Below are 12,639 nucleotides of genomic sequence, written 5' to 3'. Positions count from 1 at the left end.
ATGAGGTGTTTAAATGTATAAATTACTTAAAAAAGATGGAAATGCTAGAAGAGGTGAATTTAATACACCACACGGGGTAGTTCAAACTCCTGTTTTTATGAATGTGGGCACACTGGCAGCTATAAAAGGTGCAGTTTCTACTGTGGATCTAAAAGAAATTGGATGTCAGATAGAACTTTCAAATACTTATCATTTAAGCTTGAGACCTGGAGATGAAATTATCAGGAAACTTGGTGGGCTGCATAAATTTATGAATTGGGATAGGCCTATCTTAACTGATTCTGGAGGATTTCAAGTGTTTTCCTTATCTAGTATAAGAAAGATAAAGGAAGAGGGAGTATATTTTAATTCACACATAGATGGAAGAAAAATATTTATGGGACCTGAAGAGAGTATGAAAATTCAAAGCAATCTGGCATCTACTGTAGCCATGGCTTTTGATGAGTGTGTGGAGAATCCTTCTCCTAAGGATTATATTGAAGATTCAGTTAGAAGAACTACCAGGTGGCTTAAAAGATGTAAAGCAGAATTGGATAGATTAAATTCTCTTCCCCATACAATAAACAAAGAACAAATGCTTTTTGGTATAAATCAAGGGGGAGTATATGATAACATAAGGGTAGAGCATGCTAAAGTGATAAGTGCTATGGATTTAGATGGATATGCTATTGGAGGCCTTGCAGTAGGAGAAACCCATGAGGAGATGTATAGAATTTTGGAAAAGGTAATTCCTAATCTTCCGCAGCATAAGCCAATATATTTAATGGGAGTAGGTACTCCAGCTAATATACTTGAGGCGGTAGAGAGGGGAGTAGATTTTTTTGATTGTGTACTGCCATCAAGAAATGGAAGACATTCTCATGTATTTACGTCCTCGGGTGTAATAAATCTTTTAAATGCAAAATACCAGCTAGATGATACTGCCATTGACAGTGGCTGTAATTGTCCCACATGTACTAATTACAGCAGGGCATATATAAGGCATTTATTCAAGGCAAAAGAGATGTTAGCTATGAGGCTTTGTGTAATTCACAATTTATACTTTTATAATAATTTAATGAAGGAAATAAGAGACTCCATCGATGAAGGATGTTTTTCACAATATAAGAATAAAAAGCTTAAGGAGTGGAATGAAATAGCTTAAAAAGAATTTTTTAATACATATACATCACTTGATAATAAAAGGAGGTGAAAAAATTGAATTCATTATTTAGATTGGCCCCATTAGTAGTTGTGTTAGTATTTTTTTATTTACTTATATTCTTGCCGGAAAGCAGGAGAAGAAAAAAATATAATGGTATGCTGGAAAGCCTTAAAGTTAATGATGAAGTTATGACTAAAGGAGGCATAATAGGCAAAATTACAAATATTAATGACAATGCTTTAACTCTTCAAACGGGACCTGACAGGGTAAAAATAAAATTAGATAAAACAGGAGTATTAAACATTTTATCTGAAACAAAAAGACAGGAAAGTTCCAGTACTAATAAAAAAATAGAGAATAAAAAAGAAGTTTAGAATTTAGGTATAAAGCACCGTTTATCTACATAGATACTATTAGATGGGGGGTGTTTTAATTTGGAGAAAAATAATAATTACCTTCCAGCGGTGGAAGGGGTTCTTAGAGGGTTTATAATTACTGTTATCTTGCTCTTGATTTTTGCAGTTGTAATGACCTTTATAGAAGTTAGTTCAAGGGCAAGTTATATATTTTACTTGATTACTACAATACTTAGTATAATGTATGCTTCCATTTATGCAGTGAGAAAAATAGGACGAAGAGGATGGCTTATAGGTATTTTAGTAACTCTCTTATATTTATGTGTATTGTATGTAGTATCTATTATTTCAGGAAATTCTATAGCTGTAGGTGCAGATGGAATCAGAAGAGTGGTACTTGCTTTAATAGTTGGTGCGTTATCCGGTATTATTGGAATTAATTTATAAATATGCATATGAATTCCTAAAAAGTATGTTGAACTTTATTTTATATACAGTTTATGTTATAATCAATCAGATAACTTAATTACATGGAGGAGTTTAATATGAAGCATATAAAAACTATAAATAGTAGTAATATAAAAAATAGTCTAAAAAAACCAGGATGTAAAGAATGTGCTAATTCATGTCAATCAGCATGTAAAACTTCTTGTACAGTTGCTAATTTAGCTTGCGAAAACTAACATACAATTCTAGGCAGTAACGGAACGGTTGCTGCCTAAAATTTATTTACCAAAGACTATTCATTTTATTTAGGAGGAGAAAAATTTGGCTAATATCCATAAATTTATTCAGGGATCATATTTTTATGTAATAGACGTGAACTCTGGTTCAATTCATGAAGTTGATGAATTGGTGTATGATATTTTAAATGATGAAAAGTTACCGGAACTTAAACAGGTATTGCAATTCCTTAAAGGCAAATATAAAGAAAGCGAAATTGTAGAAGCTTATGAAGAGATACATGAGCTAATTAAAGAAGGAGTATTATATTCAGAAGATTTATATGAGGATATTATATCAAAGGATAATACCCCTTCATTTATAAAAGCATTATGTTTAAATGTGGCACATGATTGTAATCTAAAATGCAAGTATTGCTTTGCAGATGAAGGTGAATATAAAGGTGACAGGATATTAATGCCTGCACATATCGGCAAAAAGGCCATTGATTTTGTTATAGACAAATCAGGTCCTAGAAAAAACATAGAAGTAGATTTATTTGGAGGAGAACCTTTAATGGCCTTCCAGTGTATAAAAGAAATTGTGGAATATGCAAAAGAACAAGAAAGTAAACATAATAAAAAGATAAGATTTACAATGACTACCAATGCTCTAATGCTAAATGATGATATAATGGATTATATTGATAAAAACATGGGAAACATAGTTTTAAGCATAGATGGTAGAAAAGAAGTAAATGATAAAATACGAATTAGGACAGATGGAAGCGGAACCTTTGATTCTATACTGCCTAAAATTAAAAATATGGTAAAGATTAGGGACAAGTCTAAGCAGTATTATGTAAGGGGAACTTTTACTCGAGAAAATACAGATTTTTTTGAAGATGTAAAATTTCTTATGGAAGAGGGATTTGAAGAAGTGTCTGTAGAGCCTGTAGTACTTCCTTATGATAATCCGCTATCTCTCAGGGAAGAAGATTTGCCTGATATCTACAGTCAATACGATAAGTTGTGTGAGAAAATGCTAAAACTCACCCGTCAGGGTAAAAAGTTTAAATTTTATCATTTTAACATAGATATTACCGGAGGACCTTGTATATATAAAAGAATATCTGGATGTGGTGCAGGACATGAATATGTAGCTGTAACGCCACAGGGAGATATATATCCATGCCATCAATTTGTAGGAAATAAAGCTTTTAAAATGGGTAATTTAGAAGATTTAGATAACTTAAAACAGGATATTGGCCATGAATTTAAAGCGTCTCATGTATATAGTAAGCCTAAGTGCAGAGAGTGTTGGGCTAGATTTTACTGCAGCGGAGGATGTCAGGCCAATAATTACAATTTTAATGGAGATATAAAAATACCCTATGAACTAGGATGTAAAATGCAAAAAAAGAGAATTGAATGTGCTATTGCACTTAAATCTAGAATTATGGCAGATAATTTTTAATATTATACATTTTTTACAGAAAGTTAATATCATATGTGAGTGTAATTCACCCTGCATGTATTGACGGTATTTTTTTTAAGTAATATAATTTCTAATGTGAACATATGAGAGTTAAGAATATTTGGTTGCCGGCAAAGGAGGATAAGTAATGAAATCTAAGGTGAAAAGTACTATAGTTTTCTTCCTGTGTTTGATTATAATAGGTTTTTTAGCCTATTCAGGAGCATATGGAGTAACTTTAGGTGGATACAAATTAAAACCATTTAGTGAAGTCATAAATAGAGGTCTTGATCTTCAAGGTGGTGTTTCTGTACTTGAGGAAATTCAAGGGCAGAATGTGGATGAAAATACCATAGAAAGGACAATACAATTATTATCTTTAAGGGTTAACAAATTAGGAGTAAGTGAAACAGTAGTTGCCAGAGAAGGCAGTAAAAGAATAAGGATTGATATACCGGGAAAATTTGATGCCAAAGAAGTAATAGATGGCGTAGCAAAAACAGGAGAACTGAAATTTGTGGATCCTAATAACAATACTATACTTACAGGTAAAGATGTAAAAGATGCAACTGCATCCATTGACCCTCAAGATGGTAGCAAGGCTGTAATAAACTTAGAATTAAATAGTAACGGCACTAAAAAGTTTTCTGATGCCACTGAAAAATTTATGGGCAAAAAAATTGCTATCTATTTAGATGAGGAAATGCTCACCAATCCACAAGTAGATGCACATATAACTGATGGCAAAGCTGTTATAAGTGGTAATATGACACTTCAAGATGCACAAAAAAAGGCTAATTTAATAAAATCGGGAGCACTTCCGGTGACAGTAAAGCCAGTACAGGTTAAAACTGTAGGAGCTTCTCTTGGTGCCAATGCGCTGCCTCTTAGTATATTGGCAGGTGAAATTGGTATAGGACTTGTAATGTTATTTATGCTGCTTTACTATAGATTACCGGGGCTTATTGCAGATATAGCATTAACTTTATATGTATACATAGTTCTAGCGGCATTTGCTAGTGTAGGTGTCACCTTAACCTTGGCAGGTATTGCAGGATTCCTTTTGACGGTAGGTATGGCGGTAGATGCCAATATACTTATCTTTGAAAGAACTAAGGAAGAACTTAAAAGCGGCAGGAGTATTAAAGCATCTATAGATGCAGGTTTTCGTAGAGCCATGAGCTCCATACTAGATTCAAATATAACTTCTATTATTTCGGGTTTTGTACTTTACAGTATTGGAACTGGTCCTGTAAAGGGATTTGCTCTTACGCTTATTATAGGTGTAATTTTAAGTATGTTTACGGCTATAACAGTAACTAGAACCCTTATGAAATTGGCCGCCAATATAGGATGGTTTAATCATAAAGGAACTATCGGGACTTTTGGAGTACATGATTTTAGAAAGGGGATAGTGAAGTAATATGGCTAATGCTAATATTTATAAAATTATAGAAAAGAAAAAAATATGGTTTACTATATCCCTTATAATAATTGTTGTAGGAATATTTACCATAGTTACTAAAGGATTAGAATACGGGTTGGATTTTAAAGGCGGTACTATAGTTGAAATAAATTTGGGTACAACTTTCAATAAGGAAGATGTGGATAGTATAATAAAAAAATATTCGAAGGATTTTCAATCTAATAAAACTGATAATAAGTCCATAACAATAAAATCAACTTCTTTAAGTAATGATGCTGTCAGCAGTATTGTAAAAGATGTAAAAGCCAAATATAAAAACAGCAGTCTTACAGATCAAGAAAATATAGGTAGCATTATAGGAAAAGAAACCAGAGTTAAGGCCATAGAAGCTGTTGTAGTAGCCATTATAGCCATGTTCATATATATAGGCATAAGATTTGAACTTAGCTTTGGTATAGCAGCTATTATATCACTAATTCACAATATACTCATAATGCTTTCAGTATATGCAGTACTTAGAGTTTCTATAGATTCTAACTTTATAGCAGCTGCTCTTACAGTTATAGGCTATTCTGTTCACGATACCATAGTTGTATTTGATAGAATAAGGGAAAATCACAAATATATGAGGGGTCAGGAGCCTATATTGATTGCAGATGCCAGTGTAACCCAGACTCTTGCAAGATCCATAAATACTGTATTGACAGTTGTAATAACTTTAACAGCTGTATATATTTTAGTACCTTCTGTAAGAGGATTTTCAGAACCTATACTTATAGGTATAATAACAGGATGTTATTCCTCCATATGTATAGCCAGCCCATGCTGGGTTATGGTTAAAAAGCGTATAATGGGCCGCAGGAAAAAATTACGTAAAGCTGTATAGTAGACAGATTGTTTTAAAAAGTGATGTTTAATATGATAAAATAAAAAATTTAGAGTATATTAAAACTCTAGATTTTTTTATTGTAGAAAATGTGGCCATACTGTATTTGTAATAGGAGACAATATCATTTATAATATAAGTGCTTTCGATCGATTTGGAGGATTTTGTTATGGAGAGGCAAAAACATAATATGCAGGATTTCGATTTTTTAGGTATGGAGAACCCCTTCCTTTTAAAAGATATGGAAGAGGCTTTAGAAAGAATAATAAAAGCAGTAAACAAAAGAGAAAAGATTGTAATTTATGGTACCTGCGATTTAGATGGCATAACTTCGGTATCTATATTATTACTTGTACTTAAGTATTTAAATGCAGATGTAGAGTATTTTGTTTCCGATAAAGTTAATGATTTCAGTATACAATCTGATATAATAGAAAATCATATAAAATTTTTAGGAGCACAACTTATAATAACTACTGGTTGTGGAATTAAAGCTGTGTCCCAGGTGGAATTATGTAAAAAATTAGGAATTGATGTTATAATAACAGATTACCATAAATGTGGAGAGGCTTTGCCTGGGACTGTTATTATAAATCCCAACCAGCCAAAGTGTACATATCCCTTTAAAGAGTTTACTGCAGTAGGAGTTGTATTTAAATTATGTCAAGCCATATCCATGTATTACCAGGTGAAGTGCGTAGGCAAGTATTTAGATCTTGTGACTATAGGCATTTTTTCCAAGGCAATTCCTATAACCGGTGAAAATGCAATTATGGTAAAAGAGGGCATACAGTGCATAAACTATACTAATAATTATGGGGTAAAAGCTTTGATGAAAGTAAATAAAATTAATAGTATGAATGAAGAAAAGATGTGTGAATTTTCAAATAAAATAATATCTTCAATCAGAAGTAAAAGATATATAGATAATGCACGAATTGCAGTAGAACTTTTTACAACGGAAAGTATGGATAGGGCAGAACAGATAGCTAAATATTTAAAAAATGAAATTGCATGTCAAATTGACATTATTAAATAAATTATAGCTTGAAAGTTTATAAATATTTAATATATAATTATATGGTGAAAACATTGAAGCAAGACTAGAATTATTGGATTCATACAAGTTATTTGGGGGGGGAATTAGAATTGAATTTACAGGATAACATAAGAATAGTAGAAGGATTCCCGAAAAAAGGAATAAGCTTTAAAGATATAACTACTTTGGTTAAGGATAAGGATGCCTTTAAACATACAGTAGATAAAATATCAGAATATTTAACAGATAAAAACATTGACATAGTGGTAGGACCAGAAGCCAGAGGTTTCTTATTTGGGGCACCTGTAGCCTATGCCATAGGGGCAGGTTTTGTTCCTGTGAGGAAGAAAGGAAAATTGCCCTATGATACTTTAAGTGTTGAATATGACTTAGAATATGGAAGTGATGTGCTGGAAATTCATAAAGATGCAATAAAGAAAGGCGATAGAATAGCGGTAGTAGATGATTTGCTTGCAACAGGAGGAACTACAGCTTCTGTAGTTAAATTACTAGAACAAGCCGGTGGTGAAATTGTAACTATAGATTTTGTAATAGAGCTGACAGATTTAAAAGGAAGAGAAAAATTAAAAAATTACGATGTAGTTTCCTTAATAAAATATGACATTTAAAGTATATAAATTTGAAATTATAAATTTCTATAGGATATAATATTAATAAAAAATAATGGCTGGTTTATAGACCAGCCATTGATTTTAGGGAGTATCAGTATGTTGGAAAAATTATTGAGATTAATAGATGAAAATTGTAATAATATTGATAAAAGAATGGTTGAAAAAGCATATTGTTTTGCAGATAAAGCTCATAAAAAACAAAAAAGAGAATCTGGTGAGCCCTATATAATGCATCCTGTAGAAGTAGCCTGTATACTAGCGGAAATGGGGATGGATACAAGCACCATGGTGGCAGGGTTACTTCATGATATAATAGAAGATACTGAGTTTAGTCGTGAAGATGTGACTAGAGAATTTAGCGTAGAAGTTGCAAATTTAGTAGAAGGTGTCACTAAATTAGGAAAGATAGAATATAAAACTAAAGAGGAACAGCAGGCAGATAACGTAAGAAAGATGCTTCTTGCCATGTCAGATGACATCAGAGTCATACTTATAAAATTGGCAGATAGACTGCACAATATGAGGACATTAAAATATTTACCTGTGAAAAAGCAAAAAGAAAAGGCAAAAGAAACCTTTGACATATATGCTCCACTGGCATATAGATTGGGAATGTCCAAAATCAAATGGGAATTAGAGGATTTGGCTTTTAGATATATAAATCAAAATGAATACTATTTTATAGTTAGAAAAATTGCAGAGAAAAGGGTAGAGAGAGAAAAATATATAGAACAGATAATACAGCAGTTGAAAGAAAATATGAAAAAGGCGGGCATAAATACAGATATTGAAGGAAGGCCCAAGCATTTTTACAGTATATATAGGAAAATGGTAAAGAAAAATAAAACCATAGATCAAATTTTTGACCTGACTGCCGTAAGAATTTTAGTAAATACCATGAAAGATTGTTATGCTGCACTTGGCATAGCGCATACCATATATAAACCTGTACCGGGAAGATTTAAAGATTATATTGCCATGCCAAAGGCCAATATGTATCAATCTCTGCATACTACAGTTATTGGACCTCAGGGAAAGCCCTTTGAAATACAGATAAGAACTTTTGAAATGCATAAAACTGCAGAATATGGTATAGCAGCTCATTGGAAATATAAAGAGGGAGCTGAAACTGCAGGTGATATAGATAAAAAACTTACGTGGCTTAGAGAAATGCTGGAATGGCAGAGAGAGACTTCAGATGCGGAAGAATTTATGGAAAGATTTAAGATAGATTTATTTTCAGATGAGGTATTTGTGTTTACACCAAAGGGTACGGTTATAAATTTACCTTATGAGGCTACTCCTATAGATTTCGCATATAAAATACACACGGATATAGGAAATAGATGTACAGGGGCAAAGGTTAGTGGCAAAATGGTTCCGCTAGACTACCATCTTAAAACAGGAGAGATTGTAGAGATATTTGCCTCAAATACTCCTAAAGGGCCCAGCATTGATTGGCTGAATATAGTTAAAAGCAACCAGGCAAAAAGTAAAATAAGATCTTGGTTCAAAAAAGCCAAGAGGGAAGAAAATATAATAAAAGGTAAAGAACTTTTAGAAAAAGAAACAAAAAAACAAGGATACAATTTCGGGGAAATTGCAAAGGGGGAAATCATAGATTCTGTATTTAAAAGATACAATATGAATTCCATGGATGATCTGTATGCTGCTGTAGGCATTAATGCTGTAAATCCATCCACTGTAGTTTTGAAGATGAAAGATATGTATATAAACATCTCAAAATCAGGAATGGGGGATTGGAAGAACCTAGAAGACAAATTAAATAAAGATGCAGATAAATCCCTTGCTAAGAAAGTTAAAAAATCTCCAGGAGTAATTGTAAAAGGAGAAACCAATGTACTGGTTAGGTTCGCCAAATGTTGTAATGCTGTACCGGGAGATCCTATAATAGGATATATAACCAAAGGTAGAGGAGTATCTATTCATAGAAAGGATTGCAAGAATATGGAATTGCCTTTAAAGAGTAAAGATAATAAATTAATAGATGTAAGCTGGGGCAATCCTAAAGGGGCAGAATATATTACAGAAATTCAAATAAAAGCGGAAAATAGGGAGAGACTCTTAGCAGAAACAGTAGAAATTATAAGTCAGAGTAAATCTACATTATATGCTATAAATACTAAGCCCCCTAAAAATGGAATATCCATTATTAATATAAAATTAAAAATATTAAATAGAGAAGATATAAAAGATGTGATAAAAAAATTAAGAAAGATAAATGGCATTATTTATGCCTATAGGACAAAAAATTAATGGATCATTTGATTTTCAGGTACCTTAGGAGGAGTGTTTTATATGAGGGCAGTAGTTCAGAGAGTAAAAAAATCTAAAGTTGAAGTGGATGGAAAAATTATAGGTGAAATAGAAATGGGATTAAATGTGCTTTTAGGCATATCTGTGGAGGATAAAGAAGATGATATATCCTACATGAAAGATAAAATATTAAATCTCAGAATATTTGAAGATGAAAATGGAAAACTGAATAAATCTTTGATAGATGTGCAAGGTGAATTACTTATAATTTCTCAATTTACGTTGTATGGAGATTGCAGAAGAGGCAGGAGACCCAGCTTTATAAAAGCTTTAGGGGGAGATGAAGCAAAGAATATATATGATAAATTTGTAAGTGAGTGTAAGGCTTTAGTAGGTAAGGTTGAAACAGGAGAATTTGGGGCAGATATGCTGGTCAGCATAGAAAATGATGGACCGGTAACTATTATAATAGACAGTGAGAAAATTTTTTAATAAAGGCATATGTTTAAAATTTAAATTTATAAAATTATGTTTTAGGGAGGTATTTTTATGAAAATAAAAAGTTTGGTTGTAGGATCTTATGGAACTAATTGCTATATATTAATAGACGAGGATAAATTACAATGTGCGGTAATTGATCCTGGTGGAGAAGCATCACATATAATAAAGGCCATAGATGATTCTAAATGTAAAGTGAAATATATACTGCTCACCCATGGACATATAGATCATACAGGGGCAGTGGCAGAAATAAAATATAAATATAATGCCCCTGTAGCAATAAGTGAAAAGGATTATAAGATGATTCAGCAGGGGGCTTTTGTGTATGGAAATATAGGAAGTGAGGTTCCTATCTATATTGAAAATAACCAAGTGTTTGAAATTGGAGACATAAAATTAAAAGCTGTGAATACCCCGGGACATACTCCAGGAGGCATGAGCTTTTTAGTGGATAAGGTGGTATTTTCTGGTGACACACTTTTTCAAGGTTCCATTGGAAGAACTGATTTTCCAGGAGGAGATTTTAAGACAATTATAGATAGTATAAAGAGTAAGCTTTTGGTTTTGCCGGATGAAACTGTGGTATTATCAGGTCATGGTTCTGAAACTCTTATTGGAGAGGAAAGAGTGCATAATCCATTTCTGTAATTATTGATATAAGTCTTAACATTATCACTTGATGTATAGATGAAGGGAGTTGAGAATAACTTCAGCTGATATTTTTAATGTAAAAATTAATGCTGTTTAAAGTGTATGGAGATAAAAGTAAAATTAAATTCCAAAAATCGTAGATATCAGGTGTTTCAAATAATTAATCTGTTCTATGAGTTTTCAAGTATAATTTTTGTGGATGATGATAACTGGGATTTTAATATAGAAATATTAAAAAATAAAATTATAATAAAACACAGCAGTGATATTTGTGAAATGGGATTTGAAAATCATCTAAGTGATATGGACAATATAAGAAAAGTAATATTATTATATTTCAAAAGCAGAATCCACAAGAATTTACCCTGGGGGACTTTAATTGGAATAAGGCCCAGTAAAATAGCATTAGAGCTTATAAAAAAAGGTAAAAGTTACGGGGATATAGTTGAGTATTTTGGTGATCATTTTTGCTGTGAAAGCCGTAAAGCAGAGCTTTGCGTAAATATAGCAATGAAAGAAAAAAGTTTAGTAAATACAGATAATAAAAATATAAGTGTATATATAGGAATGCCTTTTTGTCCTACTAAATGCCTTTATTGTTCTTTTACTTCCAATCCTATTAAAAGTTCCAAAGATTTAGTAGACCCTTATCTTGAAAGCTTAACCTATGAAATGAGGCAAATTTCGCAATATATCAAAAGAAATAATTTAAATATAGAATGCGTATATTTTGGAGGGGGTACTCCTACTTCTATTGATGATGAAAAATTTGAAAAAATAATGTATGAAACATATAATAGTTTTGTGCATGAATATAAAGTAAAAGAGTTTAATGTAGAATGCGGAAGACCTGACAGCATAACCTTAAATAAACTGGATACCATGAAAAAATATGGAGTAAACAGGATAAGTATAAATCCCCAGAGTATGAATGACGATACCCTTAAGTTTATGGGAAGAAAACATTCTGTGGAAGACATAAAGAAAAAGTTTTATATGGCAAGACAATGGGGATTTGATAATATAAACATGGATATAATTGTGGGACTTCCGGGAGAAGGAATAAAAGAGATAAATAAAACCTGCAGTGAAATAGAAAAACTTTCTCCAGATAGTCTAACTGTACATGGTATGTCTATTAAAAGGGCATCCAAACTTTATGAAAATATAGTCAATAACATAAAATATTCCATCTCAGATAATCAGGAATTAAATCTTATGTATGAAAGAACGGAGGCAGCGGCTGGAAATTTGAATATGGAACCTTATTACTTGTACAGACAAAAAAATATGGTGGGCAATATGGAGAATGTAGGATATGCAAGAGAAAATAATTTTGGACTCTATAATATAGAAATGATTGAAGAGAAACAGACTATAATAGGCTGTGGGGCTGATGCTGTTACCAAAGTAATATTTTTAAATGAAAACAGATTGGAAAGACATGCAAACATAAAAGGTGTAAAAGAATACATAAACAGGATAGATGAAATGATAAATAAAAAAATATTACTTTTAAATACCCTGTATAGCAATTTTTCAACTGACATTTAATTTAGATATTAATATAGAAAAACAAAAAAAATTA

The 12,639-nt window shown here is 31.9% G+C and carries 13 protein-coding genes; all 13 read left to right on the top strand.

Annotated features, from left to right (window positions below; translation table 11 throughout):
- The first annotated feature begins 13 nt into the window (after positions 1–13).
- The 13 genes from tgt to ACJDU8_RS02150 all read left to right on the top strand — a co-directional run bounded on the left by tgt (position 14) and on the right by ACJDU8_RS02150 (position 12,605).
- A complete protein-coding gene (gene tgt, locus ACJDU8_RS02210; RefSeq protein ID WP_406790514.1) occupies positions 14–1,144 on the top strand; it encodes a tRNA guanosine(34) transglycosylase Tgt in 1,131 nt (376 codons plus the stop codon).
- Between the two features lie 53 nt (positions 1,145–1,197).
- Complete coding sequence (yajC, locus tag ACJDU8_RS02205; RefSeq protein WP_406790513.1) at positions 1,198–1,518, top strand: preprotein translocase subunit YajC; 321 nt, start codon at positions 1,198–1,200, stop codon at positions 1,516–1,518.
- A 60-nt stretch (positions 1,519–1,578) separates the two neighbouring features.
- Entirely contained in the window at positions 1,579–1,947 is a 369-nt protein-coding gene (locus tag ACJDU8_RS02200; RefSeq protein WP_406790512.1) for a TIGR04086 family membrane protein, read from the top strand.
- Positions 1,948–2,045: 98 nt separating this feature from the next.
- Positions 2,046–2,183: a six-cysteine ranthipeptide SCIFF gene (gene scfA, locus ACJDU8_RS02195; protein WP_406790511.1), complete on the top strand. Its 138-nt coding sequence runs from the start codon at positions 2,046–2,048 to the stop codon at positions 2,181–2,183.
- An 85-nt stretch (positions 2,184–2,268) separates the two neighbouring features.
- Positions 2,269–3,639, top strand: a complete 1,371-nt coding sequence (scfB, locus tag ACJDU8_RS02190; protein WP_406790510.1) for a thioether cross-link-forming SCIFF peptide maturase — start codon at positions 2,269–2,271, stop codon at positions 3,637–3,639.
- A 148-nt stretch (positions 3,640–3,787) separates the two neighbouring features.
- On the top strand, positions 3,788–5,062 hold the full coding sequence (gene secD, locus ACJDU8_RS02185; RefSeq protein ID WP_406790509.1) for a protein translocase subunit SecD: 1,275 nt from the start codon (positions 3,788–3,790) through the stop codon (positions 5,060–5,062).
- Between the two features lie 16 nt (positions 5,063–5,078).
- Positions 5,079–5,951: a protein translocase subunit SecF gene (gene secF / locus ACJDU8_RS02180; protein ID WP_406790576.1), complete on the top strand. Its 873-nt coding sequence runs from the start codon at positions 5,079–5,081 to the stop codon at positions 5,949–5,951.
- A gap of 169 nt (positions 5,952–6,120) precedes the next feature.
- Entirely contained in the window at positions 6,121–6,990 is an 870-nt protein-coding gene (locus ACJDU8_RS02175; protein WP_406790508.1) for a DHH family phosphoesterase, read from the top strand.
- A 110-nt stretch (positions 6,991–7,100) separates the two neighbouring features.
- On the top strand, positions 7,101–7,619 hold the full coding sequence (locus tag ACJDU8_RS02170) for an adenine phosphoribosyltransferase (RefSeq protein WP_406790507.1): 519 nt from the start codon (positions 7,101–7,103) through the stop codon (positions 7,617–7,619).
- Between the two features lie 99 nt (positions 7,620–7,718).
- Positions 7,719–9,899, top strand: a complete 2,181-nt coding sequence (locus tag ACJDU8_RS02165) for a RelA/SpoT family protein (RefSeq protein WP_406790506.1) — start codon at positions 7,719–7,721, stop codon at positions 9,897–9,899.
- 42 nt (positions 9,900–9,941) lie between these two features.
- A complete protein-coding gene (gene dtd, locus ACJDU8_RS02160; RefSeq protein WP_406790505.1) occupies positions 9,942–10,391 on the top strand; it encodes a D-aminoacyl-tRNA deacylase in 450 nt (149 codons plus the stop codon).
- Positions 10,392–10,448: 57 nt separating this feature from the next.
- Positions 10,449–11,048 (top strand): MBL fold metallo-hydrolase, encoded by a 600-nt coding sequence (locus ACJDU8_RS02155; RefSeq protein WP_406790504.1) that lies wholly within the window; start codon positions 10,449–10,451, stop codon positions 11,046–11,048.
- Between the two features lie 105 nt (positions 11,049–11,153).
- Positions 11,154–12,605, top strand: coding sequence for a coproporphyrinogen III oxidase (locus tag ACJDU8_RS02150; protein WP_406790503.1), 1,452 nt, complete (start codon positions 11,154–11,156; stop codon positions 12,603–12,605).
- The last annotated feature ends 34 nt before the right edge of the window (positions 12,606–12,639 follow it).

Source organism: Candidatus Clostridium eludens (assembly GCF_045310515.1).
GTDB lineage: Bacteria > Bacillota > Clostridia > Clostridiales > Clostridiaceae > Clostridium_B > Clostridium_B eludens.
Note: the sequence above shows the minus strand (reverse complement) of the source record. Positions and strands in the feature narration are given on the sequence as shown.